The sequence below is a fragment of the Priestia iocasae genome, from assembly GCF_016909075.1.
In the GTDB taxonomy this organism is placed as follows: domain Bacteria; phylum Bacillota; class Bacilli; order Bacillales; family Bacillaceae_H; genus Priestia; species Priestia iocasae.
Map to the genome: position 1 here is coordinate 1 of NZ_JAFBFC010000012.1, position 25,601 is coordinate 25,601.

The window sequence follows — 25,601 nt, forward strand, 5'->3', positions numbered from 1 at the left end:
TCACACCCGTTCCCATGCCGAACACGGAAGTTAAGCTCTCTAGCGCCGATGGTAGTTGGGACTTTGTCCCTGTGAGAGTAGGACGTTGCCGGGCACTATTATTATTCCACAGTAGCTCAGTGGTAGAGCAATCGGCTGTTAACCGATCGGTCGTAGGTTCGAGTCCTACCTGTGGAGCCAATGTGGCCCGTTGGTCAAGCGGTTAAGACACCGCCCTTTCACGGCGGTAACACGGGTTCGAATCCCGTACGGGTCACCATACATATTGGAGGATTAGCTCAGCTGGGAGAGCACCTGCCTTACAAGCAGGGGGTCGGCGGTTCGATCCCGTCATCCTCCACCATCTATAAAGCCGGTGTAGCTCAATTGGTAGAGCAACTGACTTGTAATCAGTAGGTTGGGGGTTCAAGTCCTCTCGCCGGCACCACGTTTTACTAGTTTTATATTGGAGGGGTAGCGAAGTGGCTAAACGCGGCGGACTGTAAATCCGCTCCCTCAGGGTTCGGCGGTTCGAATCCGTCCCCCTCCACCATTTTATTTGTATAAAACATATAGAAGTGGATAAGATAAACTCATCAGGGTTTATTTTTAAATTCATGAAACATTGGGCTATAGCCAAGCGGTAAGGCAACGGACTTTGACTCCGTCATGCGTTGGTTCGAATCCAGCTAGCCCAGCCATTTTAGAGCCATTAGCTCAGTTGGTAGAGCATCTGACTTTTAATCAGAGGGTCGAAGGTTCGAGTCCTTCATGGCTCATATTGCGGAAGTAGTTCAGTGGTAGAACACCACCTTGCCAAGGTGGGGGTCGCGGGTTCGAATCCCGTCTTCCGCTCCAGGACTTCTTCCGAACTATATATTGGGGCCTTAGCTCAGCTGGGAGAGCGCCTGCCTTGCACGCAGGAGGTCAGCGGTTCGATCCCGCTAGGCTCCACCATACATATAAGAATTTAAACCTTTAGACGACTATCGTTTAAAGGTTTTTTTGTATCTTTTTAAAAGATAAGAATTGTATATATATTCAAAAAAATGTCGAGTTGAGCCATCCATATAAAAGTAGGTACAATAGAGATATAGAAAACAAAGGGGGAATCAACATGAGAAATGAAATTTCTATTATTGGAGTACCGATGGATTTAGGACAAACAAGACGTGGTGTAGATATGGGCCCAAGTGCCATTCGATATGCAGGAGTTATTGAGAGAATAGAGGGCATTGGCTACACAATCTACGATGAAGGGGATATTGAGATTGGACCTGCTGAGAGAATACATAATGATCCAGAAACGAATTTAAAGAATCTGAAGGCTGTAGCTGAAGGTAATGAAAAATTAGCAGGAACAGTAGATAGAGTTATTGAAGAAGGTCGATTCCCTCTCGTATTAGGTGGTGACCATAGTATTGCAATGGGTACACTTGCTGGAGTAAGTAAGCATTATGATAATTTAGGAGTTATTTGGTATGATGCGCACGGAGACTTAAACACAGGTGAAACGTCACCCTCTGGTAACATCCATGGTATGCCACTTGCAGCAAGTTTAGGGATTGGTCATCCAACTTTGACAAATATCGGTGGTTATACACCTAAAGTAAAGCCTGAAAACATTGTGATTATTGGTGCTCGTTCTTTGGATGTTGGGGAAAGAGAATTAATTAAAGAAAGAGGTATCAAAGTATACACAATGCATGAGGTTGACCGTTTAGGAATGACCAAGGTAATGGAAGAAGCGATCACGTATTTGAAAGGACGTACAGATGGCGTTCACTTATCCTTAGACTTAGATGGACTAGACCCACACGATGCTCCAGGTGTAGGAACACCAGTTATTGGTGGAATTAGTTATCGTGAAAGCCATTTAGCAATGGAAATGCTTGCTGAGTCTGGCATTATTACGTCTGCTGAGTTTGTAGAAGTAAATCCTATTCTAGATGAGCGTAATAAAACAGCAACGGTAGCTGTCGCATTGATGGGTTCTTTATTAGGTGAGAAATTGCTATAAGATGAATGAAAGTAGAGGCTATTTCAAAAGCTTAAAACATGAACGCGTTTCTGTTTTATGCCAAGGTAGATAGCTATGTCATTTATTGTTACTAAATATACGATTTTATTTTGTGAAAGGGTGTCTATAAAGAGAAACTTCTCTTTATAGACACCCTCTTTTTAACAGCTTATTTATAGTAAAGTTTGTTTGTTTTTTCTTTGTTGTATTCATTTAATAAAAAATCTAACTTTGTGCTTAGTTCAACAACTTCTAAAGATGAGAGAGAAGTTTTATCTGCCAATGTAATCATGCTTTTTCTACATTCTTCAATTTCACTTAATAACAAATGACTGCTTACCATACCATTCACGCTCCCTCAAACCCTTTTATTAAAACATTAACCAAATTTTCAAATTTATAAACGTCATTATCCGTTTTTTGTTAAAATAGTATCACATATTATGAAACTTTGTACGATTTTAATCGTATATATGCTATCCCGCAATGGGCGGAGGTTAAAGGGATATGGATTTATTAATTAGTCGTAAAATAAAAAAAGTAAAAAAAGGTGATCAAAACGCATTTTCTGAAGTGGTGGAATACTATAAGGATAAAGTTTACCAGCTCTGCTATCGTATGTTAGGCAACCGAGAAGAAGCGGAGGATTCTGCACAAGAAACATTTATTCGAGCTTATGTAAACATTCAGAGCTACGATACGAATAGAAAGTTTTCTACATGGTTATACAGAATTGCAACCAACCTTTGCATTGACCGTATTCGTAAAAAAAAGCCCGATTATTATTTAGATGCAGAGGTACCGGGAACAGATGGATTAACTATGTATTCTCAAATTGCAGCTGACCAAGCACTACCTGAAGATGAATTAGAAAGCCTTGAATTACAAGAGCTTATTCAGTCGGAGATTTTAAAGTTACCTGAAAAATATCGTACAGTCATCGTGTTAAAGTATGTTGATGAACTTTCCTTAAAAGAAATTAGCGATATTTTAGATTTGCCCGTTGGTACTGTCAAAACAAGAATTCATCGAGGGCGAGAAGCTTTGCGAAACCGACTTCGCCACTTGTAAGGAGTGATAAAAATATGAACTGTTCTAATGAGTATGTTAATCTCATTCATGAATATTTGGATGGAGACATTAATAAAGAGAATGAAGAAAAGCTAAAAGCGCATTTATCAACATGTGTGAACTGTCAACAACGCTTAAAAGAGCTAAAGAAAACCATTGCATTCGTACAAAGCACATCTCACATTGAGCTACCTTTGAATTTTACAGAAACTGTCATGGGGGCATTACCAAAAGAAAAGAGTAGTGTAAGAATGAATCGATGGTTCAGGGGACATCCGTTCTTAACAGCTGCAGCTGTCTTTTTTATCTTAATGTTTGGTAGTGTGACGTCATCATGGACAAATAATGATGAGTTTTCTGTCTCTAAGCAATCCAATCTGGTTGTTAACGATGATGTAGTCATTATACCAGAAGGAGAAATTGTAAGAGGTGATGTGACTGTAAGAAATGGAGTCGTACGCGTAGAAGGGACGGTAGAGGGCGATTTAACGGTTATTAATGGTGAAAGATATATGGCCTCAGCCGGTGAAGTAACAGGGGATATTCAAGAGTTAGATCAACTATTTGAGTGGGTATGGTATAAAATTAAATCAAATGTGAAAGATGCATTAAATATTGTTGATACTAAGGAATAAGCCATCTTAAAAGGTGGCTCTTTTTTCATCTCATGGTATAGTCAGAACGATATCCTTTGCTATAACAGCAAAATTCTATTTTATGATATAATGGGAAAGTATGTTTAATGGTTTTTACTACATATAGAGGAAGTGAGACGATGCCTATTGGAGAGCTACCGATCCTCACATATCTAGGAAAAGCAATCGATGTTCTCCTTGTTTGGTTTGTTATATATAAACTCATCATGGTAATACGAGGTACAAAGGCAGTACAGCTTTTAAAGGGAATTACTGTAATTGTCGTTGTGCGATTCATTAGTAGCTTTCTTGGACTAAATACCTTGCAATGGCTAATGGACCAAGCTTTAACATGGGGATTCTTAGCAGTTATTATTATTTTCCAACCAGAGTTGCGAAGAGCACTTGAGCAGCTAGGAAGAGGAAGGCTATTTTCTAGAAGTGGAGTACCAGAAGAGGATGAAGGAATAACCACCATAGAAGCAATTGCGAAAGCAACAGACTATATGGCAAAACGTAGAATAGGAGCTTTAATATCGATTGAACGGGAAACAGGGATGAGTGACTATATTGAGACAGGAATCGGGTTACACGCCCATGTGTCTTCTGAACTTCTTATTAATCTCTTTATTCCCAACACCCCCCTTCATGATGGAGCGGTGATTATTCAAAAGAATCAAGTAGCAGCTGCAGCCTGTTATTTACCGTTATCAGAGAGTCCATTTATCTCAAAAGAGCTTGGAACTCGACATCGTGCTGCAGTAGGAATTAGTGAAGTAACTGATAGTATCACAGTTGTAGTATCAGAAGAAACGGGAAATATATCTGTTACAAAAAACGGTGAATTGTATCGGGAGTTAGATATTGAGACATTAAAACAGATGTTATTAAAGGAACTGACTAGTAGTTCAAAGACTACTTCTTCAACTCGTTGGCAATGGAGGTCGAAGAAGGATGGATAAATTTATGAATAACTCATGGTTTATGAAAATTATCGCCTTGTTGTTAGCATTAATGCTTTATATGTCAGTCAATTTTGATACACAAACAGCGAAAAGCAATTCAAGTAGTTTGACAAATGTTCGTTTTGAGACCGAGACACTTACAGATGTACCTGTATCCGTGTTATATGATAATCAAAACACAATCGTTACAGGAGTCCCAGAGTCGGTCACGCTTACTCTTGAGGGGCCGAAAAGTGCACTAACCCAAACTAAGCTTCAAAATGAATTTGAAGTGTATGCAGACTTAACAAACTATGACTTAGGTTCTCACGAAGTAAAGTTAAAGCATCGAAACATCTCCGATAAAGTAGATGTAAAGATAGAACCGAAAACTGTAACAGCTACAATTGAAGAAAAGGTATCAAAAAACTTTGAGGTTGAAGCAAATTTTGATAGTAACAAAATGAGAGATGGCTATCTTGCAGAACAAGCCATTGTAAAGCCTAATAATGTGAAGATTTCAGGCTCTAAAGATCAGATTGATCGAATTGCATATGTAAAAGCAATCGTTGAAGTCGACGATGTATACGAGACGATTGAGAAAGAAGCAAATGTAATTGCGCTGGATCGAAATTTAAATAAACTAAATGTAGATATTGACCCGTCAGTTGTAGATGTCACAATACCAGTGGTAAGCCCAAGTAAAAAAGTACCGTTTAAAATTGTCCGTGACGGAAGCCTTCCAAAGGGACTTAGTATTAAAAGCATCGATGTGGTACCAAATGATGTAACAGTATTTGGACCAGGAGATGTACTAGATCAAATTGAATTTATTGATGATGTGAAACTAGATTTAAGTAAAATTAAAGACTCTACACAGTTGCAAGTAGATGTTCCTGTTCCAGAAGGAGCCAAGAGGGTTTATCCAGAAAAGGTGACAGTCAATGTAGAGGTGGATAAAGAGTCAAAGAAAACATTTGAAAAGTTAAGTTTATCAACGGTTGGTCAATCAGAGAGCTTAATTTATGAGTTCGTTAATCCATCAAATGGGAAAGTAGATATTGATGTATTCGGCTCAGAAGAGGTTATTAATAATTTAAAGCCTCAGGATTTTCAGTTATATGTAAATGTAAGTACTTTTAGTAGTGGCGAACACGACGTTAATATTGAGGTAAATGGACCACAGAATGTAACGTGGTCCTTGTCTACAAAAAAAGCCAAAATAAACATTCGTGATGAGCAAACACCTAATAACGAAGATAATCGTGAAGAGAATGACGTTGGTCAAGATACTAGTGAAAAAAATCAAAATAAAGATGAAAATAAAGAGCAGACCACAACTAAACCGGATAATGATGACAACTCAAAAAATGAGGATAATCTAGAGGACGATGAAAAGATTCCAGAAAGTGATCCGCAAGTTGGAAACTGATACTGGTTATAGATGGTAACAAAGGAGCGAAATGAATAATGGGTAAGTATTTTGGAACAGATGGAGTTCGTGGAATCGCAAATAGTGAGTTAACACCAGAACTAGCTTTTAAGATTGGTCGTTTTGGAGGATATGTTTTAACAAAGGATGCAGAAAGACCTAAAGTGTTAATTGGACGTGATACACGTATTTCTGGGCACATGTTAGAAGGTGCATTAGTAGCAGGGCTATTATCAATTGGCGCAGAGGTTATGCGATTAGGTGTAATTTCTACACCGGGTGTATCTTATTTAACAAAAGCACTTGGAGCACAAGCGGGAGTGATGATTTCAGCGTCTCACAACCCTGTTCAAGATAACGGAATTAAATTCTTTGGTCCAGATGGATTTAAGCTTTCAGATGATCAAGAATTAGAAATTGAAGCGTTATTAGATGGACCAGTTGATGGGTTACCAAGACCAGTTGGAAAAGAGCTTGGGCAAGTAAATGACTACTTCGAAGGTGGCCAGAAGTACTTGCAATTCCTAAAGCAAACAGTAGATGAAGACTTTTCGGGTATTCATGTTGCATTAGACTGCGCTCATGGTGCTACTTCTTCACTAGCAGCTCATTTGTTTGCAGACTTAGAAGCGGATATCTCAACAATGGGTGCTTCTCCTAACGGTTTAAACATTAATGATGGAGTTGGCTCAACGCATCCAGAGGCTTTAGCTGCTTTCTTAAAAGAAAAAGGAGCGAATGTAGGGCTTGCATTTGATGGAGATGGTGACCGCTTAATTGCTGTTGACGAAAATGGAGAAATCGTCGATGGAGATCAGATCATGTTTATCTGTGCAAAGTATTTAAGTGAACAAGGACGCTTAAAGCATAACACCGTTGTGTCTACAGTTATGAGTAACTTAGGATTTTACAAAGGATTAGAAGCAAGTGAAATTAAGAGTGCACAAACAGCGGTTGGAGATCGTTATGTAGTAGAAGAGATGAAGGCAAAAGGCTATAATCTAGGTGGAGAACAATCCGGGCATATTATCTTCTTAGACTACAACACAACGGGTGATGGAATGCTTTCAGCAATTCAGCTTGTGAATATTATGAAGGCCACAAATAAACCACTATCTGAGCTGGCAAATGAAATGAAGAAATTCCCTCAATTGCTTGTTAACATTAAGGTAACAGATAAGAATAAAGTAGCAGAAAATGAAAAAGTAAAAGCTATAATTGAAGATGTTGAAGCACAAATGGCTGGAAACGGACGTGTATTAGTTCGTCCATCAGGAACAGAACCATTAGTTCGTGTCATGGTTGAAGCGCCGACAGATGAAGAGTGCAAAGAATACGTTTATAAAATTGCAGAAGTTGTAAAACAGGAAATGGGATTAGAATAAATGTGAAGATATGCATAAGCAGTGACCTTACCACTCGCTTATGCATATTTTTATATAATTACAACACTCTGTATAGTGTCATTATATGGTGTGTTTTTTTAGTAGAAAAAGGAGGGAAAATAAAAGAAGATTGACGATTTCTTATGTCTTATTGTAAGATAAAATCTGTTCGTCTCTAATTATCTAAAAGAAAGGTGGAAAGAAGAAAATTCGGTTTATAAGCGCCTGAACTAAGCAAGAGACGTGACAAGCTTAGTTGACGAGGAGGAGGTTTATCGAAAGCTCGGCGGATGCCTCCCGGTTGATTTGATCACAACCGAAACTTGCTGCGTAAAGCAAAGGGGTGACTCTTTGTACAAAGGTAGTAAGATGATCGTTATAAAAGAACGGGGCAAGGAGACGCCCCATTTTGCCTGTTCCGTTCTATTGAACTAAGGAGGAACTATATTTATGTGCGGAATTGTTGGTTACATCGGAAATCAAGACTCAAAAGAAATTTTATTACGTGGTTTAGAGAAATTAGAATATCGTGGTTATGATTCAGCTGGTATTGCAGTTGTAAATGAAGAAGGAGTACATCTTTTTAAAGAAAAAGGTCGTATTGCTGAACTTCGTGAGATTGTTGATTCAAGTGTAAAGGCACCAGCAGGGATTGGTCATACACGTTGGGCAACACACGGTGTACCAAGTAAAGAAAATGCTCATCCACACCAAAGTACGTCAGGTCGTTTTACGCTTGTTCATAATGGAGTTATTGAAAACTATGCGATTTTAAAGCGTGAACAGCTACAAGGTGTTGAGTTCAAAAGTGAAACAGATACAGAAGTAATTGTTCAACTTATTGAAAAGTTAGCAAACGAAGGATTAGAAGTAGAAGAAGCTTTTAGCAAAGCGGTAAGTTTACTTCATGGTTCATATGCACTTGCACTCATTGATGAGCAAGACAAAAACACAATTTATGTTGCGAAAAACAAAAGTCCTCTATTAGTTGGTCTTGGTTCAGACTTTAACGTAGTAGCAAGTGATGCGATGGCTATGTTACAAGTAACAGACCAATATGTAGAATTAATGGATAAAGAAATTGTAATTGTTACAAAAGAAAAAGTAACCATTAAAAAACTAAACGGAGAAGTAGTGGAACGCGCTCCTTACACGGCAGAATTAGATGCAAGCGACATTGAAAAAGGTACGTATCCACACTACATGCTAAAAGAAATTGATGAGCAACCGTTAGTGCTACGTAAAATTACACAACGATATCAAAATGAAGCAAATGAGCTTCACATTGACGATCATATTTTAGCAGCAATGAATGAGGCAGATCGTATCTACATCGTAGCTTGTGGAACAAGTTATCATGCTGGACTGGTTGGAAAACAGTTTATTGAGAAGTGGGCTAAGATTCCAGTAGAAGTTCATGTTGCAAGTGAATTCTCATACAACATGCCAATTCTATCTGAAAAGCCATTGTTTATCTTCATTTCTCAAAGTGGTGAAACAGCAGATAGCCGTGCAGTACTTGTTCAAGTAAAAGAGTTAGGGTACAAAGCATTAACGATTACAAACGTTCCAGGTTCAACACTTTCTCGTGAAGCGGACTATACGTTATTGTTACATGCAGGTCCTGAGATTGCAGTTGCTTCTACAAAAGCATATACAGCTCAATTAGCTGTACTATCGATTCTAGCTGCTGTAACAGCAACATCTAAGGGAATTAACTTAGAGTTTGATCTTGTTCAAGAGCTTGCAATTGTAGCAAATGCGATGGAAGTACTTTGCGATGATAAAGAAACGATGGAAGACATTGCACGTGAATATTTAGCAACAACACGTAACTGCTTCTTCATCGGGCGCTCTGTAGATTTCTATGTAGGTCTTGAAGGTGCATTGAAATTAAAAGAGATCTCTTATATCCAAGCGGAAGGATTCGCTGGAGGAGAACTTAAACATGGAACAATTGCGTTAATTGAAAACAATACACCAGTGATTGCGTTAGCAACTCAAGAGCACGTAAACTTAAGTATTCGTGGTAACGTAAAAGAAGTAGCAGCTCGTGGTGCTAATCCTTGTATCATCTCAATGAAGGGATTAGAAACAGAAGAAGATCGTTATGTACTTCCAGAAGTAAACGAAGCATTAGCTCCGTTAGTAGCGGTCATTCCATTACAGCTTATTTCTTATTATGCAGCGCTTCACCGCGATTGCGATGTAGATAAGCCACGTAACCTTGCGAAGTCGGTAACAGTTGAATAATTTAAAAAATGATGTTAAAAGCACATGTTATCAATTACAATAAATGTAATTGGTCATGTGCTTTTTTATATGGCGCATTAGTTATAAATTTGCAAACCATAAAAGTGGTGAATATGAGATGAAACACGCAGAATCGTCTAAGACGCTTTTTTCTTCAATTCAATGGTTGTTTTTTATTTTTGCTAACACAGTGGTTGTGCCTTTATCAGTTGGTACGGCCTTTGACGTTCAAGCTGATGTGATGAAAATGATGTTAAGTTATTCGTTTGTTTTTACTGGCATGGCTTGTATTTTGCAAGGTTGGATGGGGCACCGTTATCCGTTAATGGAGGGGCATTCTGGATTGCTTTGGGGTGTAATGCTTAACTTAGGGGTATCAGCTTCAGCATTAGGTATGAGCTATACAGAGATTGGTGGAGGAGTAGCAACAGGTATTTTATTATCTGGGGTAGTCGTACTCTTACTGGCTGCTTTTAATCTTATTTCAATTGTTCAAAAAATCTTTCCTCAAATGGTTATGACGGTGTATTTATTTTTACTTACCTTTCAACTCATCTTTGTCTTCTTTGAAGGCATGCTAGGCATTACAGAGCAAGGAACGATTGATGTACCTGTTAGTTTGCTATCCATTACGATTGTTATTCTTGTCAGTGTGTTGAAAGTAAAGGGGTCAACAGTCCTTAGTAACTTTTCTATTTTAATTGGGATTGTGGTGGGGTGGATTTTGTATGTCTTCTTCTTCCCTGATACGAGTACTGAGACTATATCTAGAGGAATGACGTTTTCTTTCTTTCCTTTAGGAGCGCCGAATCTTGAAATAGGTATTGTTGTTGTTGCATTCTTTGCTGGCTTAATGAATTTAAGTAATACAGTGGCTTCTATTCAGACTGCAGCCACATTATATAAGGAAGAATCTAATCAAGGGCAATATAGACGTTCCTTTTTGATTACAGGCTTGTTTTCCTTTGTAGCGGCAGCAGGAGGGCTTGTACCGTATACTCCGTTTACTTCCTCCATTGGTTTTTTACAAAGTACGCGTATATTGGAAAAAAAGCCGTTTTTTATTGGAGGAGGGCTTTTAACTTTAGCAGGTTTCATCCCACCAGTGGCGGCTTTTTTAGTCACAATGCCTATTACAATTGGAAATGCTGTTTTATTTGTGGCGTATTTACAGCTGTTTGGAACGGCTTATAACAGCTTGAAAGGAACGTTATTCAATTCAAACACTATTTTCAGATTGGCAATGCCAGTGTTAATTGGAGTTAGCTTAATGAATATATCTCCAGCGGTCTTTAGTGAGCTTCCAATCTTATTCCAACCTTTTCTTTCAAATGGCTTAATCATGGGAGTGTTCCTTTCGATTGTAATGGAAAAGGTCGTTGACTGGGAGCAATATCAATAGGTTTCTCTTTAATGATACATAGGATGATGTGAACGAGATAAGATATCTCATTCTCATCATCTTTTTTTGTTGCCAAAATAGATTGTACTTTTACTGAAATTATGTATAATGATATAGGTTGTTAGTAAACTTAAAGTTTACTTATAATGAACTTTATTGATTGTAAGTTTACTTATTCTAAACTTAATCGAGGTATAGCATGGAAATTGGAAAGAAGTTAAAAAAGCTAAGAATTCAAAAAGGGTTAACGCAAGAGGAATTAGGTGAACGTACAGACTTGAGTAAGGGATATATTTCACAGCTTGAGCGAGATTTAAGTTCTCCATCGATTGAAACGCTTTTCCATGTGTTAGAAGTGTTAGGGTCTACACCTAAAGAATTTTTTGATGATGAGGAAAAAGAACAGAAAGTGGTTTATACAGAGGAGGATCAAACTTCCTATATAAATGAAGAAAAAGGGTACAACATGAGGTGGCTTGTTCCTGAATCGAATGAAAAAGAGATGGAGCCTGTATGGTTGTGCTTGAAAATGGGAGGACAATTTAAACGATTTAATCCTTCATTGTCTGAAACATTTGCTTATGTTCTAACCGGTAAAGTCATGGTTCAAATTGGTGGAAGGACCTATTATGCAAAAGCAGGTGAATCCATTTATTTTCATGCGTCAGATGAGCATCAAATTGTAAATGATTATAATGGAACATCAGAACTTGTCCTTGTGGCAACTGAATCATATTTATAAGGCAGACAAATTAGAAGGAGGGCATCATGGCAGAGAATAGCATTATTCGTTTTGAAAACGTAACGAAAGAATATGACAGTAACACTATTGTATTAAATAATGTAAGCTTTGAAATCGAGAGAGGTAAGTTTTATACGTTACTTGGTCCTTCTGGTTGTGGGAAGACGACTATTTTACGTTTGATTGCAGGATTCGTTGAAGCATCCAAAGGAGATATTTTCTTTAATAATCAACGAATGAATGATGTACCAGCAAATAAGCGCCAAGTGAACACGGTTTTTCAGGACTATGCACTATTTCCACATTTAAATGTGTTTGAGAACGTGGCGTTTGGATTACGGATTAAAAAGATGAAAAATGATCAAGTGAAGGAAAAGGTAAAGGAAGCACTTCGATTTGTTAACTTAGAAGGATATGAAAATCGAGAAATTCGAGAAATGTCTGGTGGACAGCGCCAACGTGTCGCAATAGCACGCGCCATTGTGAATGAGCCAGAGGTTATTTTACTAGATGAACCTTTATCTGCTCTTGACTTAAAGCTTCGTACGGAAATGCAGTACGAGTTAAGGGAATTACAGCAACGCTTAGGAATTACATTTATCTTTGTGACGCATGATCAAGAAGAAGCGCTAGCAATGTCCGATGAAATCTTTGTATTAAATGAAGGCCAAATTCAGCAAAGTGGGACCCCAACAGACATTTATGACGAACCAATTAACCGTTTTGTTGCTGACTTTATCGGAGAGTCAAACATCCTATCTGGAAACATGATCAAGGATTTCCTTGTAGAGTTTGGCGGAAAGCAGTTTGAGTGCGTAGACCAAGGATTTGATTCCCATGAACAAGTTGAAGTAGTGATTCGTCCAGAAGACTTGGAAATTACAGATTCACACCAAGGCAAGTTTCAAGTAAAGGTAGATTCTCAATTATTTAGAGGTGTACACTATGAGATTTGCTGCTATGACACAGAAGGAAATGAGTGGCTTGTGCACTCAACCAAAAAAGCAGTTGTGGGTGCAGAGATTGGATTACATTTTACAAAAGAAGCGATACACGTTATGCGTTTAGGGGAAACAGAAGCAGAGTTTGATAAGCGATTAGAGTCATATGGTGACGTGAATCATGCAAAATAGAACACGTAATTTATATTTAATTCCTTATGTCGCGTGGATTGTGCTTTTTGTCATTGCTCCAGTTTTACTTGTGCTGTATTATTCCTTTTTTGATATTACGGGACAGGTAACAGTGGATAATTATAAAACGTTTTTTACACCTGTCTATTTAAAAATGACGTTTAGTTCGTTTTGGTATGCATTTTTAATTACATTGTTCTCGTTATTAGTGGCATACCCAACTGCTTACCTGTTAACAAAAACAAAGCATAAGCAGCTTTGGCTTTTGTTAATTATTGTGCCATCATGGATTAATTTATTGTTGAAAGTGTATGCGTTCTTGGGGATATTCGGTACGTTTGGTCCAGCGAATTCGTTACTAGATGCTGTAGGGATAGGTGCTAAACAAATTCTGTTTACTGACTTTAGTTTTGTGTTTGTCTCGGTTTATATTTTTATTCCGTTTATGATTTTGCCTATCTTTAACGCTCTTGAAGAGATGAATGCTTCTTTAGTAGATGCAGCTCGTGATTTAGGTGCGTCAGCATGGACAACGTTTTCACGTGTGATTTTTCCGCTAACATTAGATGGTGTGAAGGCGGGTTGTCAAGTAGTATTCATTCCTGCTTTATCTCTCTTTATGATTACTAGACTAATTGCTGGGAATCGTGTGATTACACTTGGTACAGCCATTGAACAAAACTTTCTAGTTATTCAAGATTGGGGGATGGGATCGACAATTGCTGTGTTCCTCATTCTTATTATGGTTATTATCATGGTAGCAACAGGAAGTCGGAAGCGAGGGTTTAGTCATGAAACGAAATAACAAATTATCGACGATTTACTTAGCTGTTGTGTTTTTCATTTTATATGCTCCGATTTTCTATTTAGTGTACTATTCTTTCAATAGTGGTGGTACGATGTATAACTTTGAAGGGTTTACGCTTGAGTGGTATAAGGAAGTGTTTCAAGATACACGTTTATTGATTATCGTTTTAAACACATTAATTATCGCTCTTCTTTCAGCCGCTATTTCAACTATTATTGGAGTAATGGGAGCTCTTGCGATTACGTATGTAAAGCGACATCAAGTGAAACATACATTGTTATCACTGAACAACGTATTAATTGTGAGTCCAGATGTTATTATTGGAGCATCATTCCTTATTTTGTTTACGATGATTGGTATTAAGTTAGGATTTACATCTGTGTTGTTATCTCATATTGCGTTTAGTGTGCCAATTGTAGTGATTATGGTATTACCGAAGTTACAAGAGATGAGCCCCACATTAATTGATGCAGCTCGCGACTTAGGCGCTAGTCGATGGGGTGTTTTATCAAAAGTAATCTTACCATTTATTTCACCAGGTATTTTTGCAGGGTTCTTTATGGCACTAACGTATTCATTGGATGACTTTGCAGTTACATTCTTTGTAACGGGTAATGGGTTTTCAACTTTGTCTGTTGAAATTTATTCACTAGCTCGACAAGGTATTTCTTTAACGATTAATGCATTATCGACACTTTTATTCTTCTTTACAATTTTACTTGTGATTGGTTACTACTTTATTAATCAGCGAAATAACCGCCCAAATAGAGTGGGGGTTGGAAAATGAAACAATTGACACGTGCATTTTTACTTATATTTATTGTAGCTTTTGCACTTATGTATGTGGTTTCCAAGCTGAACTCATCTCAAGGGTATACAGGTGACAACATATTGACTGTCTACAACTGGGGAGATTACATTGACCCCAGCTTGATTAAAGAGTTTGAACAAGAAACGGGCATGAAAGTCGTTTATCAAACATTTGACTCAAACGAAGCGATGATGACAAAAATCGCACAAGGTGGTACAACGTATGATGTTGCCGTACCATCTGAATATGCTATTAGTAAGATGAAGGAAGAAGATTTATTACTTCCAATTGATCATTCAAAGCTTCCGAATTTAAAGTATATAAACCCTCGTTTTTTAGATCTAGCTTTTGATAAAGGAAACGACTATTCCATTCCGTACTTCTGGGGCACAGTAGGAATTGTCTATAACCCAGAAATGTTAGGTGGCAAAGAGCTTCATAGTTGGAATGATCTTTGGGATTCAGATCTACGCAATCAAATTTTACTTGTAGATGGTGCGCGTGAAGTGATGGGAATGGGACTAAACAGTCTTGGTTACTCATTAAATGACAGAGATAAAGAGCACTTAATTCAGGCAAAAGAAAAGCTAGATACGTTAACGCCTAATATTAAAGCGATTGTTGGAGACGAAATTAAAATGCTCATTGCAAATGAAGAAGCAGCTGTTGGTGTTGTATGGTCTGGAGATGCTGCTGATATGATGTGGGAGAACGAAAAACTAGATTACGTTGTACCAGAAGAGGGATCAAACTTATGGTTTGATAACATGGTAATTCCGAGCACATCTAAAAACATAGACGGCGCTCATCAATTTATCAACTTTATGCTTGATCCGAAGCGAGCGGCGCAAAATGCTGAATATGTTGGTTATTCTACACCTAACCAAGAAGCAATTAAGTATTTACCTGAAGATGTTTCGACTGATGAGCGATTTTATCCTGATGTTGACTCCACAGAACGATTAGAAGTGTATGAAAACTTAGGGAAGAAAATGCTTGCTTATTATAATGAGCTATTTTTAGAATTTAAAATGCATAAAAAGTAACGACAATTACACAGAGGCACTTAGACAAGAATCATACAAAAGGTCTAAGTGCTTTTTTTCTTTATAAGTAGAAGGGTTTATAGTGAACCATCAATGTTAGCAGCATACAGAAATAGAAGAACTTACTAAGCTTAGAACATGAGGAAATAGGGTAACATAGGCTAAGGAAATAGAAAGAAAACGTTCCTTATTCGTTTAAACTTTATTTTACAATGGCAAGGAGAATGAAATTGAAACAGCAAATTGAGTCGATTTACTTCTTGCGACTTTTCGCGATGCTGATGGTTGTTCTAGTGCATGTAACGGGTGTTTATATACACGTCTTACCTTTTGAGACCGATGCTTATCAAAAGTATCATTTTATTAATCGAATTGTGCGAATTGAAGCAGGGATTTTCATTATGATTACGGGATTAGTGTTTTTCTATAACTATATTCGAAAGCCATTATCCTTCTCTGTTCTAAAAACTTACTACCAAAAACGAGTAACATACATATTGGTTCCCTACCTTATTTGGGCATTGATTTATGAGTTTTATTCAGCTTATACGGGTGTGACAAACTTAAATCCGTCAGAAGTCGTTAGCCGTATTCTACAAGGAAAGTCATACTATCAGCTTCATTTTATTTTCTTAATTGTTCAGTTCTATTTGTTCTTTCCTATCTTTATTTTTATTGCGCAAAAGCTGGCCTTTTTCCGAAAATATATGTGGGTGTTTGGAATTATCTTTGAAGTAGGATACTATTTATTAAATGTTAAGTATCAACTAATTCCTTTTAACTTCTTTTTAGATGCGTTTGGAACGTTCTTATTAGGCGGATGGATTGGGCTTTATTATCAAGAGCAAAAAGATAACATCTATAACAAGTCTACTAATATCCTGCTATTCATTCTGACGATTGTGGCAGGGGTTGTAACAGTTACGCTAAATTACTACACGTATACGACGGATCAATTTCAAATTCCGGACTTGCTATACAAACTGGTAAACTTAACGTATTTATTTATAGGAGGATATTTCTTATTTAGAATCACGGAAATATTTGCAGAAAAGCTACCTTCGAAAGCTGTTAGTATCGTGAAAAATATTGCGGTATATTCATTTGGCTTTTATTTACTTCATCCACTTGTGTTAAATTTTGTGTCACAAGTGATTCCAATAGAGAATAACTATTGGTTTCATGTTCAAATTTTGGCTCGCTATGTATTAACGGTCGTCTCTTGTTATCTCATTATTTGGGGAACGCATAAGTATTTTCCATTCCCTAGTCTAATCTTTGGGAAAATGCCTAGAGAAGCCGTGTTTTTATCTAAAAGAGACTAGCTTTTCGATTAAGAACGTCATCTAAATTCACTCATGAAGAGGGTTTAGCATGGCGTTTTATTTAATAGAGCTTGTGGAGGTGGAAACTTCACGAAAAAGGTCTCTTATCGATTGAGATAGAAGCTGATATGATGAATTCGTAATGCGGGTAAATTAGGACAGCGATTCGACTCACAAATGCCTATTTCGTTACATACTTAATAAAGAAAAGAATCTGTTTCCTAAATGAAGCAGGATGATGATAAAATAGGAAAAGTGAGTATAACCTGTAAAAGAAAAATGATTCAATAAAAGAAGAATTTAGATTATACGTTTTAGGAGGAATCCCTATGAAAATCAAGCTTGGGCTACTATACGGAGGCAAATCCGCTGAACATAAAGTATCGCTACAAACAGCATTAGCAGTAACGAAAGCATTAGATCATGATAAATATGATGTACATCCTATTTATATCACTGAAACGGGTGAATGGATTCGTGGAGAGCAACTAACAGGCCCTGTTGAGCATGTATCTCAGCTGCAAATTCAAGAAAGTGGTCAGGCAGTCTCGCCTGTTGCGCTTAGTCAAGCAATGTTTGCTGTGTCTGACACAGAATCTGAGAGCTTAGATGTGATTTTCCCTCTTTTACATGGACCAAACGGAGAAGACGGCACAGTTCAAGGATTGCTAGAATTGTTAAACCTTCCTTATGTAGGAAATGGCGTATTAAGCTCCGCTGCGGGTATGGATAAAGTCGTGATGAAGCATTTATTTGCTCAAGCTGGTTTGCCACAAGTTAAATATGTGTCATTCATTAGAAGCGAATGGGAAAATAATATGGAAAAAGCATATACAACGACAGAGGATGCACTAGGATATCCGTGCTTCGTCAAGCCAGCTAACCTTGGTTCAAGCGTTGGAATTAGTAAGTGTTCAAATCGTACAGAGCTTGAAGAAGCGTTCAAAGAGGCGTTTATGTTCGACCGTAAAATTATTATTGAAGAAGCGGTAGTAGGTCGTGAGGTAGAAGTAGGCGTGTTAGGAAACGACAATCCGTCTTGCTCTGTGATAGGTGAAATTGTTCCTAAAAAGGATTTTTATGATTACAAAGCAAAGTATGAAGATGGCGATACTGCTTTGATTATCCCAGCAGAAATCGATGAGAGAACAAGTGAGACAATGAAAGAAATGGCTATTCAAGCATTTAAAGCAATTGATGGATCGGGACTTGTGCGTGCAGACTTCTTCTTAACAAAGGAAGGTCAATTATATATTAATGAAGTAAATACAATGCCAGGATTTACACCATTTAGTATGTTCCCACTTTTATGGAAGCATGCAGGGGTTTCTTATTCACAGTTAATTGAAAAGCTTGTGGAACTTGCTATTGAGCGTCATGCAGAAAAACAAAAAATCAAGTATACAATGTAAGTGAGAATCCTCTCTCTTTACTTGAAAGAATAAACAAAAAGAGCTGACTTTCAAAGGTCTTCTTCTCTTTTCTTATCCTGTACATGTATGTTTAGCATATAGTAGAGAATGATGAAGGTAAGAGATGTGGAATTCCTTCGTTCTTGAGTCCGCTCTTTCTGCGTTTAAAAGGAAGGAGACGAACAGTCTATGATCGTCAAAACAGTAAAAGAAGTTTCAAATATGATACCTGGTAGTGAATTAATAAATAATGGTGACATAAAGATTGAGGGAGTATCGATTGATACAAGAACCATTAAAAAGAACAATTTATTTATCCCAATTAAAGGGGAACATTTTAATGGGCACCAATTTATTGACAAAGCAATTGAAAATGGAGCAGTTGCAACGTTGTGGAATAAAGATGAACCTAATCCTCCACAGCATCTACCAGTTGTACTAGTGGAAGATACCCTAAAGGCACTACAAACACTAGCGGAAACCTATCGTGATCAATTAAATGTAAAAGTAGTTGGGATTACAGGAAGCAATGGTAAAACCACAACAAAAGATATGGTTGAAGCCGTTTTATCTACAAAATATAACGTGTTAAAGACAGAGGGTAATTTTAATAATCATATTGGCCTTCCACTTACTTTATTAAGAATGGAAAAACATACCGAGATTGCCATTTTAGAAATGGGTATGAGTAGTAGAGGAGAAATTGAATTTTTATCTAACTTAGCCAAGCCTGATATAGCTGTTATTACAAATATAGGTGAATCTCACCTTCAAGATCTAGGGAGTAGAGAGGGCATTGCAGAAGCAAAGCTAGAGATTATTTGTGGACTTCAAGAGAACGGAGAGCTTATTTATACAGGAGACGAGCCTTTACTCGTGTCAAGGCTAAAAGATACAGCCATTAAGACTGTTACATTTGGTCAAAGTAAAGCATTAGACCTATATCCGGTTTTAGTTGAGCAACAAGAGAGTGGTACACGCTTTACAATCAATCAACACGAGAATGTGTCTTTCTTTGTACCCGTTCTAGGTCAGCATAACGTTCATAATGCGCTGGCTTCAATTGCTGTAGGTCGTTACTTTCACTTACCATTAGGAGAAATTGCTGAAGGTTTAAAGAACTTACGATTAACGAGTATGAGAATGGAAGTTCAAAAGGCGCCATCTGGACTGACGATTATTAACGATGCGTACAATGCCAGCCCTACCTCAATGAAAGCGGCCATTCAGCTATTAAAGGATATGGACGGATATGAGAAGAGAATTTTAGTGCTTGGAGATATGCTAGAGCTAGGTAATCAAGAAAAACAATTCCATTTCGAGATTGGTCAATTCATTAGTCCATCTTACGTTGATTATGTTTTTGCTTATGGCCCTTTAAGTGCTCATATCATCCAAGGGGCAAAATCTGCTTTTACAGCTGATCGTATTGCGCACTTTACTGATAAGCAAGAGTTAGCTAAAGAGCTTGAGACAATTGCTTCTCCACAAGATATTATTATTGTAAAAGGCTCTCGAGGCATGAAGCTAGAAGAAGTTATTCATCATTTGTTAGAAAAGCAAAGCTAATAAAAAGAAGCGACAAATGGAATGCTATGAGAGATAAAGGTACGAAGGAGCCGTCTACTTTTACTTAAAATTAAATATCATCAAGACAAAAAAATATTTTAACTAAAATATAACTTACTTTTATGTTATCTGAATAGCGTATGTTGTTTGAGGCAGAAGCGTTAAAACAAGTAAAGTCATGAAAAAAAGGAAGTGCTAATGGCAAAAGATTAGCTAAAAGACTATCCTTTTTGGAAGGTAAGTTGTATTGCAATTCATATTTGGTAGTGTTATGATATAGTCTAAGTGTCTTGAGACTCTTACTCTCTAAACGCCCGTCGACTTTATCGAAAAGATCGTTTAGAGCATTGTCTGCATTTGCGGAGAATGCTTTTTTTTGTAAAATATAGATATTATAGAAACACAGAAGGAGTTTGGAAAAATTGGCATTATTTCAAGATTTAGGACTTAGTCCACAGCTGAAAAACGCTGTAAGTAAGATGGGATTCGAAGAAGCGACTCCTATCCAAGCACAAACGATTCCATTAGCATTAGAAGGTCATGATTTAATTGGACAAGCGCAAACAGGAACGGGAAAAACAGCAGCATTTGGTATTCCTCTTATTGAAAAGGTAAATACATCAATTGATGCAATTCAAGGATTAGTTATTGCACCAACTCGTGAATTAGCTGTACAGGTATCAGAAGAGCTATATAAAGTTGGTTCAACAAAACGTGTTCGTGTTCTTCCAATCTACGGAGGACAAGATATTGGCCGCCAGATTCGTGCATTAAAAAAACACCCACATATCATTGTAGGTACACCAGGACGTATGTTAGATCATATTAACCGCAAAACACTTCGCTTACAAGATGTTCACACAGTTGTATTAGATGAAGCAGATGAAATGTTAAACATGGGCTTCATTGAAGATATTGAAAAGATTTTATCAAATGTACCAAAACAACATCAAACGCTACTATTCTCAGCTACAATGCCAGACCCAATTCGTCGCATTGCAGAAAAGTTTATGTCAGAGCCAAGAGTTGTAAAGGTGAAGGCGAAGGAAGTAACTGTTCCAAACATTCAACAGTACTACCTAGAAGTACAAGAAAAGCGCAAATTTGATGTGTTAACACGTTTATTAGACATTCAGTCTCCTGAACTTGCGATCATCTTTGGTCGTACAAAGCGTCGTGTAGATGAGCTTTCAGAAGCATTAAATCTACGTGGATATGCAGCAGAAGGAATCCATGGTGACTTAAGCCAAGCGAAGCGTCTATCTGTTTTACGTCAATTTAAAGAAGGTTCAATTGATGTATTAGTTGCAACAGACGTAGCAGCTCGTGGATTAGATATTTCAGGTGTTACACACGTTTATAACTTTGATGTACCACAAGATCCAGAAAGCTATGTTCACCGTATTGGACGTACTGGACGTGCTGGTAAAACAGGAGTGGCGATGACATTCATCACACCAAGAGAAACAGGTCAATTACACAACGTTGAAAAAACAACGAAGCGTAAAATGGACCGTATGGAAGTTCCAACTCTTGATGAAGCAATGGAAGGTCAACAACGTCTAGCAGCAGATAAGCTAATTGCAGCGGTAGAAAAAGATAACTTATCTTTCTACAAGCAAATGGCTGAAGAGCTATTAGAAGATCATGATTCCGTATCATTAGTGTCAGCAGCTCTTCGTTTATTTACAAAAGAGCCAAATATGACACCAGTTCAATTAACAGCTGAGCCGCCTGTAGTAGCGAAGCAACAACGTAACAATAATCGCTCAAGATCGAAAAACTTCTCTCAACAAGGTAGAAGAGGGAATGCAAAGCGTCATGGCGATAAGCGTCGCAGCAACAACAACGGTCGTAAAGAATCACGCAACAGTCATAAAGGATAATGACGTTAAGAACAAGGCATGCAGGTAATCCCTGCATGCCTTGTTTTATTTTCTACTCTCTCGGAAAGACTAAGGTCATTCTATGTAGATGAGGTGAACAGGTTGGATACGTTGGTAAGGTTAGGGTATGTAGCGATGAGTGTTCATTTACAAAACAGTTCGCCATCCCAAACAATGACGTTTGCTCAATTTAGTAAATTAAAAAACAGAGAGGCAGCCATTCAAAAACTAGAACGCATTGCTATTTCAAATTTAGAAAACTGTTTACGGTTACTGAAGCACAACGTATGGAGTGAGGTGGAATTTTTTCGATTTAGCTCTCGCTTAATTCCGTTAGCTAACCATGAGGAGCTTGAGGATTGGGACTATATGAAGCCCATTCGCTCCATATTAAGTGAAATCAAAGACTTTTTAAATCGTCATCCAATGAGAGTTGGTTTTCACCCTGACCACTTTGTTCTGCTTAACTCTCAAAAGCCAGAGATACTCAAACGATCCATTAAGACATTGAAAATGCATGCTCTTCTATTAAGAGGGATGGGAGTAGATTTGAATCATCGTTGTGTATTACATGTAGGAGGGGCGTATGAAGATAAGGAACAAGCGTTGGAGCAGTTTATTCATAACTGGGGGTTTGTGCCTGAAACCATACAAAAAATGATTATGCTCGAGAATGACGATACAACGTTTCACGTGGAACATGCTCTTTACTTGTGTGAGAAATTAAATATCCCGCTAGTTTTTGATCTTCATCACCATTTAGCTAATCATGAAGAGGCTCAGTGGGAGAAAAATTGGGAACGAATTGTTCAAACGTGGAAACATTCTCCATTACCAATTAAAATGCATATTTCAAGTCCAAGAGATGAAAAAGACTTTAGAGCCCATGCTAATTATATTAATGCGGAAATGTTTAAAGACTTCCTATTTAAAGTCAAAGGAAGTGTACCTCAAATAGATTGCATGATTGAAGCAAAACAAAAAGACGATGCATTATTTCAATTAATGGAAGACTTAAAAGGAACGAAAGGTATTGAGCTTGCTAGTAAGTCCACGTTTTATCTAAGGTAAAAGTCGTTCATCACTCTGTTATCTTAGAGTGATGAACGACTTTTTAATGAAAAGCACTACCGATAAGAAAATAGACCAATAATTACAAGGAGGGAAAGAATTAACCAAAAGTAAAATTGTTTGGTTTTAGGGCGGTGAGAATGAATAGGTGCTTTAAAGAAAATGAATGATAAAGTAAATCCTCCTAGCATTCCACCGACATGTGCAACCATATTTACCCGTGCGTTAAATAGACCCATTAATAGCCCAATAACTAAAAGAACAATAACAATTTGAGTATCGCTTGAAGAGAGAACGTGTTTTTGATATAAAATGAGGAAGATATACATACCTAACAATCCAAAGATGGCGCCTGACGAGCCGACATGACTGTAGGTAGGTGGATGTAGCCAAAACGTAATAATATTGGCGATAAGTCCACTCCCTATATAAGCAAAGATAAATTTTGATTTACCTAATAATCGCTCAAGTGCAGGAGCGAATAAAACAAGTGAGAATGTGTTAAATAACAAGTGGGAAAATCCACTGTGTAAAAAAATAGGTGTTACAAGTCTCCAATATTCTCCTTGTTCAATTAATCCATTAACCCCTACTAATTGTGAAATAAAAAGATTGCTATAGCTAAGAGGTAAAATTAAAATAATCCAAAACAAAAGGTGAATAGCAATTAAAATAGATGTAATAGGATAAAATCGGATAAATTCACGAAATGTTTCCGTACGTACGAACATTTAGGACAACTCCTTTGCATAGTTCCTATTTTTACATTCATCATATGCGATAAAATATTAAGTAGAAGAAAGGGAGTTACAATGATTATTGGAACTGGAATTGATCTTACAGAGATTGATCGTATAAAAAAAGTGATAGAACGCCAACCAGCTTTTGTTCATCGTATTTTAACTGCAAATGAAAAAGTGGATTATGAAAAGCTAACCGGTTATCGAAAGGTAGAATTTATAGCAGGACGATTTGCTGCCAAAGAAGCCTATTCAAAAGCAAGAGGAACTGGAATCGGAAAAGAGTTGAGCTTTCATGATATTGAAATCTTCTATGATGAACGTGGTAAACCAAACATAGAGAGTTCACTAAAAGAAAGAGTACATCTATCTATCTCTCATAGCAAGCAATATGCAGTTGCGCAAGTAATTATTGAAAGCTTGTCACGCTAGTCTGCATATTCGTAAAGCGTCGTTCATATATTCATATTGTGGATAGAAGAGACAAGGTGTGAGCAGCGCAAGTACACATCTGAGACATCAGCACGGTTTCTCTTCAATATATGTGAATTGATGCAAAGGGGTTGAGAGAATGCAGAAAAGGCTTGTTGGTTTCCTCGTCTGTTTGGTTTTTGTTTTCATGTTAGCTGCGTGCGGTGAAAAAAGTCAACAAGATGTAATGAACTCACTTGATGAGAAAGTAGAAGAGATGACGGGTTATAAAGCGAATGCTAAGATGACACTAAATACGGGAAAAGATTCTCAAGTGTATGATGTAGAAATCTGGCATAGTAAGCCAATGTATTATCGAGTGAATTTAAAGAATGCAACAAAAGAACAAAGTCAAATGATTTTGCGTAATGATGAAGGCGTATTTGTATTAACACCAGCATTAAATAAAAGTTTTCGCTTCCAAAGTGATTGGCCGCAAAACAGTAGCCAAGCGTACTTATATGAATCTCTTGTTCGAGACATTATGGAAGATCAAGAAGCGGAGTTCACTTCAAATGAAAAGTCATATGTATTCAAAACTAAAACAAATTACCAAAACAGCGCGATGTTACCCAAACAATCAATTACTCTAAATAAAAAAGATTTAACACCTCAAAACGTGAAGATTATGGATACAGACGAAAATGTCCTAATTGAAGTAGAATTCTCAGATGTTCAAATGAATGCAAAGTTTGATGAAGGTGCGTTTGATACGAAGCGTAATATGACAGGTGCTAAAATGGAAGTTCCAACAGTTGCGCCATCAAATGCTCAACCATTCGAAATTATGTATCCAGAAGAAATTCCTGATGGATCAGTCATTGCAGAAGAGAAAAAAATTAAGACAGAAAATGGTGAACGAATTGTCATTATGTATGAAGGTGAAAAGCCGTTTACGGTTGTGCAAGAAAAATCTCGTGTGGCACAAGCTTCTACATCTACAAGTGTAAGTGGTGAACTTGTTGACTTAGGCTTTACAATTGGAGCTCTCACAGATAAAACATTATCATGGTCATTTGATGGGGTAGACTTTATGGTATCCTCAAACGACTTAACTGAATCAGAATTTATGATGGTGGCACGTTCAATCCAAAGCCAGATGATAAAATAACACGTACATTCAACAGGCTCATACATCAAGGGCCTGTTCTTTTTTCTGCCGCACCATACATCCAAAAGAGTACATGAAGTTATATTTAAGTGAGTTATTAAAAAAGGTAAATATTAACATGTTCGATTGCGTCATGAAAGGTTTATGTAAGGGTTGAGAGAGAAGAGAGAAGGCTTGTCTTCTAAATATAATGGAATTGGTTATAAATGAATTGCATAAAATGATGTCGGTGTCATTACTTTTTTTCTAATAAATGCATAAAACGGTACAGAAAATGACGATAATAGTTGGGGAATTGACAGAATTAACTTTGCATTCATCGGAATCAATGGTATTATGGAGGAAGATGAGACTA

22 protein-coding genes, 9 tRNA genes and 1 rRNA gene are annotated in these 25,601 nt (G+C 37.3%); 30 read left to right on the forward strand and 2 right to left on the reverse strand.

The window, feature by feature from the left end:
* The 11 genes from rrf to rocF all read left to right on the forward strand — a co-directional run.
* A 5S ribosomal RNA gene (rrf, locus tag JOC83_RS19170) occupies positions 1–94 on the forward strand; the annotation flags it as partial.
* 11 nt (positions 95–105) lie between these two features.
* Positions 106–180 (forward strand) — tRNA-Asn (locus JOC83_RS19175).
* A gap of 4 nt (positions 181–184) precedes the next feature.
* Positions 185–259, forward strand: a tRNA-Glu gene (locus JOC83_RS19180).
* Between the two features lie 8 nt (positions 260–267).
* A tRNA-Val gene (locus JOC83_RS19185) sits at positions 268–343 on the forward strand.
* 8 nt (positions 344–351) lie between these two features.
* Positions 352–427 (forward strand) — tRNA-Thr (locus JOC83_RS19190).
* 20 nt (positions 428–447) lie between these two features.
* Positions 448–532, forward strand: a tRNA-Tyr gene (locus JOC83_RS19195).
* 73 nt (positions 533–605) lie between these two features.
* Positions 606–680 (forward strand) — tRNA-Gln (locus JOC83_RS19200).
* 5 nt (positions 681–685) lie between these two features.
* Positions 686–758, forward strand: a tRNA-Lys gene (locus JOC83_RS19205).
* A 4-nt stretch (positions 759–762) separates the two neighbouring features.
* A tRNA-Gly gene (locus JOC83_RS19210) sits at positions 763–837 on the forward strand.
* Positions 838–860: 23 nt separating this feature from the next.
* Positions 861–936 (forward strand) — tRNA-Ala (locus JOC83_RS19215).
* A gap of 160 nt (positions 937–1,096) precedes the next feature.
* Positions 1,097–1,999: an arginase gene (gene rocF, locus JOC83_RS19220; protein WP_205188984.1), complete on the forward strand. Its 903-nt coding sequence runs from the start codon at positions 1,097–1,099 to the stop codon at positions 1,997–1,999.
* A gap of 169 nt (positions 2,000–2,168) precedes the next feature.
* Here rocF and JOC83_RS19225 read toward each other — a convergent pair whose 3' ends face one another.
* Entirely contained in the window at positions 2,169–2,342 is a 174-nt protein-coding gene (locus tag JOC83_RS19225) for an aspartyl-phosphate phosphatase Spo0E family protein (RefSeq protein ID WP_205188985.1), read from the reverse strand.
* Between the two features lie 164 nt (positions 2,343–2,506).
* On the opposite strand from JOC83_RS19225, the gene sigW reads away from it, so the two are divergent.
* The 17 genes from sigW (at position 2,507) to uvsE (ending at position 22,924) form a co-directional block, all read left to right on the forward strand.
* Positions 2,507–3,070, forward strand: a complete 564-nt coding sequence (gene sigW, locus JOC83_RS19230; protein ID WP_205188986.1) for an RNA polymerase sigma factor SigW — start codon at positions 2,507–2,509, stop codon at positions 3,068–3,070.
* Positions 3,071–3,084: 14 nt separating this feature from the next.
* A complete protein-coding gene (locus JOC83_RS19235) occupies positions 3,085–3,705 on the forward strand; it encodes an anti-sigma factor family protein (protein WP_205188987.1) in 621 nt (206 codons plus the stop codon).
* 140 nt (positions 3,706–3,845) lie between these two features.
* On the forward strand, positions 3,846–4,667 hold the full coding sequence (cdaA, locus tag JOC83_RS19240) for a diadenylate cyclase CdaA (RefSeq protein WP_205188988.1): 822 nt from the start codon (positions 3,846–3,848) through the stop codon (positions 4,665–4,667).
* The gene (locus JOC83_RS19245) at positions 4,660–6,081 is read left to right on the forward strand and encodes a CdaR family protein (protein WP_205188989.1); all 1,422 of its coding nucleotides are present in this window, start codon (positions 4,660–4,662) and stop codon (positions 6,079–6,081) included. The genes cdaA and JOC83_RS19245 overlap by 8 nt, the downstream gene beginning before the upstream one ends.
* Before the next feature lie 38 nt (positions 6,082–6,119).
* The gene (glmM, locus tag JOC83_RS19250; protein WP_205188990.1) at positions 6,120–7,466 is read left to right on the forward strand and encodes a phosphoglucosamine mutase; all 1,347 of its coding nucleotides are present in this window, start codon (positions 6,120–6,122) and stop codon (positions 7,464–7,466) included.
* 450 nt (positions 7,467–7,916) lie between these two features.
* Positions 7,917–9,719 carry a glutamine--fructose-6-phosphate transaminase (isomerizing) gene (gene glmS, locus JOC83_RS19255; protein ID WP_205188991.1) on the forward strand — a complete coding sequence of 601 codons (1,803 nt, stop codon included), beginning with the start codon at positions 7,917–7,919 and terminating at the stop codon, positions 9,717–9,719.
* Between the two features lie 118 nt (positions 9,720–9,837).
* On the forward strand, positions 9,838–11,121 hold the full coding sequence (locus JOC83_RS19260) for a uracil/xanthine transporter (protein ID WP_205188992.1): 1,284 nt from the start codon (positions 9,838–9,840) through the stop codon (positions 11,119–11,121).
* 199 nt (positions 11,122–11,320) lie between these two features.
* Entirely contained in the window at positions 11,321–11,863 is a 543-nt protein-coding gene (locus JOC83_RS19265) for a helix-turn-helix domain-containing protein (RefSeq protein WP_205188993.1), read from the forward strand.
* A gap of 26 nt (positions 11,864–11,889) precedes the next feature.
* Positions 11,890–12,996 carry an ABC transporter ATP-binding protein gene (locus tag JOC83_RS19270; RefSeq protein WP_205188994.1) on the forward strand — a complete coding sequence of 369 codons (1,107 nt, stop codon included), beginning with the start codon at positions 11,890–11,892 and terminating at the stop codon, positions 12,994–12,996.
* Positions 12,986–13,801 carry an ABC transporter permease gene (locus JOC83_RS19275; RefSeq protein WP_205188995.1) on the forward strand — a complete coding sequence of 272 codons (816 nt, stop codon included), beginning with the start codon at positions 12,986–12,988 and terminating at the stop codon, positions 13,799–13,801. The genes JOC83_RS19270 and JOC83_RS19275 overlap by 11 nt, the downstream gene beginning before the upstream one ends.
* On the forward strand, positions 13,788–14,591 hold the full coding sequence (locus JOC83_RS19280; RefSeq protein WP_205188996.1) for an ABC transporter permease: 804 nt from the start codon (positions 13,788–13,790) through the stop codon (positions 14,589–14,591). The genes JOC83_RS19275 and JOC83_RS19280 overlap by 14 nt, the downstream gene beginning before the upstream one ends.
* Entirely contained in the window at positions 14,588–15,661 is a 1,074-nt protein-coding gene (locus JOC83_RS19285) for an ABC transporter substrate-binding protein (RefSeq protein WP_205188997.1), read from the forward strand. The genes JOC83_RS19280 and JOC83_RS19285 overlap by 4 nt, the downstream gene beginning before the upstream one ends.
* Positions 15,662–15,885: 224 nt before the next feature.
* Positions 15,886–16,986, forward strand: a complete 1,101-nt coding sequence (locus tag JOC83_RS19290) for an acyltransferase (RefSeq protein ID WP_239583643.1) — start codon at positions 15,886–15,888, stop codon at positions 16,984–16,986.
* Between the two features lie 329 nt (positions 16,987–17,315).
* Positions 17,316–18,398 carry a D-alanine--D-alanine ligase gene (locus JOC83_RS19295; protein ID WP_205188999.1) on the forward strand — a complete coding sequence of 361 codons (1,083 nt, stop codon included), beginning with the start codon at positions 17,316–17,318 and terminating at the stop codon, positions 18,396–18,398.
* Positions 18,399–18,587: 189 nt separating this feature from the next.
* Entirely contained in the window at positions 18,588–19,967 is a 1,380-nt protein-coding gene (locus JOC83_RS19300) for a UDP-N-acetylmuramoyl-tripeptide--D-alanyl-D-alanine ligase (RefSeq protein WP_205189000.1), read from the forward strand.
* Positions 19,968–20,389: 422 nt separating this feature from the next.
* Positions 20,390–21,853: a degradosome RNA helicase CshA gene (gene cshA / locus JOC83_RS19305; protein ID WP_205189001.1), complete on the forward strand. Its 1,464-nt coding sequence runs from the start codon at positions 20,390–20,392 to the stop codon at positions 21,851–21,853.
* Positions 21,854–21,955: 102 nt separating this feature from the next.
* Positions 21,956–22,924, forward strand: a complete 969-nt coding sequence (gene uvsE / locus JOC83_RS19310) for a UV DNA damage repair endonuclease UvsE (protein ID WP_239583644.1) — start codon at positions 21,956–21,958, stop codon at positions 22,922–22,924.
* 56 nt (positions 22,925–22,980) lie between these two features.
* On the opposite strand, the gene JOC83_RS19315 is transcribed toward uvsE, so the two are convergent.
* Entirely contained in the window at positions 22,981–23,655 is a 675-nt protein-coding gene (locus tag JOC83_RS19315; protein ID WP_205189003.1) for a rhomboid family intramembrane serine protease, read from the reverse strand.
* A gap of 81 nt (positions 23,656–23,736) precedes the next feature.
* Here JOC83_RS19315 and acpS point away from each other — a divergent pair, with 81 nt between their 5' ends.
* Complete coding sequence (acpS, locus tag JOC83_RS19320) at positions 23,737–24,096, forward strand: holo-ACP synthase (RefSeq protein WP_205189004.1); 360 nt, start codon at positions 23,737–23,739, stop codon at positions 24,094–24,096.
* Between the two features lie 139 nt (positions 24,097–24,235).
* Positions 24,236–25,246 carry a LolA family protein gene (locus tag JOC83_RS19325; protein WP_205189005.1) on the forward strand — a complete coding sequence of 337 codons (1,011 nt, stop codon included), beginning with the start codon at positions 24,236–24,238 and terminating at the stop codon, positions 25,244–25,246.
* Positions 25,247–25,601 lie beyond the last annotated feature (355 nt).

Coding starts and splice junctions, on each gene's coding strand:
- JOC83_RS19290 (WP_239583643.1), top strand. CDS start 15,886: ATGAAATTGAAACAGCAAATTGAGTCGATTTACTTCTTGCGACTTTTC.
- JOC83_RS19275 (WP_205188995.1), top strand. CDS start 12,986: ATGCAAAATAGAACACGTAATTTATATTTAATTCCTTATGTCGCGTGG.
- JOC83_RS19325 (WP_205189005.1), top strand. CDS start 24,236: ATGCAGAAAAGGCTTGTTGGTTTCCTCGTCTGTTTGGTTTTTGTTTTC.
- JOC83_RS19225 (WP_205188985.1), bottom strand. CDS start 2,342: ATGGTAAGCAGTCATTTGTTATTAAGTGAAATTGAAGAATGTAGAAAA.
- JOC83_RS19300 (WP_205189000.1), top strand. CDS start 18,588: ATGATCGTCAAAACAGTAAAAGAAGTTTCAAATATGATACCTGGTAGT.
- glmM (WP_205188990.1), top strand. CDS start 6,120: ATGGGTAAGTATTTTGGAACAGATGGAGTTCGTGGAATCGCAAATAGT.
- JOC83_RS19315 (WP_205189003.1), bottom strand. CDS start 23,655: ATGTTCGTACGTACGGAAACATTTCGTGAATTTATCCGATTTTATCCT.
- JOC83_RS19245 (WP_205188989.1), top strand. CDS start 4,660: ATGGATAAATTTATGAATAACTCATGGTTTATGAAAATTATCGCCTTG.
- JOC83_RS19235 (WP_205188987.1), top strand. CDS start 3,085: ATGAACTGTTCTAATGAGTATGTTAATCTCATTCATGAATATTTGGAT.
- JOC83_RS19260 (WP_205188992.1), top strand. CDS start 9,838: ATGAAACACGCAGAATCGTCTAAGACGCTTTTTTCTTCAATTCAATGG.
- rocF (WP_205188984.1), top strand. CDS start 1,097: ATGAGAAATGAAATTTCTATTATTGGAGTACCGATGGATTTAGGACAA.
- JOC83_RS19280 (WP_205188996.1), top strand. CDS start 13,788: ATGAAACGAAATAACAAATTATCGACGATTTACTTAGCTGTTGTGTTT.
- cdaA (WP_205188988.1), top strand. CDS start 3,846: ATGCCTATTGGAGAGCTACCGATCCTCACATATCTAGGAAAAGCAATC.
- JOC83_RS19295 (WP_205188999.1), top strand. CDS start 17,316: ATGAAAATCAAGCTTGGGCTACTATACGGAGGCAAATCCGCTGAACAT.
- glmS (WP_205188991.1), top strand. CDS start 7,917: ATGTGCGGAATTGTTGGTTACATCGGAAATCAAGACTCAAAAGAAATT.
- JOC83_RS19285 (WP_205188997.1), top strand. CDS start 14,588: ATGAAACAATTGACACGTGCATTTTTACTTATATTTATTGTAGCTTTT.
- sigW (WP_205188986.1), top strand. CDS start 2,507: ATGGATTTATTAATTAGTCGTAAAATAAAAAAAGTAAAAAAAGGTGAT.
- JOC83_RS19270 (WP_205188994.1), top strand. CDS start 11,890: ATGGCAGAGAATAGCATTATTCGTTTTGAAAACGTAACGAAAGAATAT.
- acpS (WP_205189004.1), top strand. CDS start 23,737: ATGATTATTGGAACTGGAATTGATCTTACAGAGATTGATCGTATAAAA.
- JOC83_RS19265 (WP_205188993.1), top strand. CDS start 11,321: ATGGAAATTGGAAAGAAGTTAAAAAAGCTAAGAATTCAAAAAGGGTTA.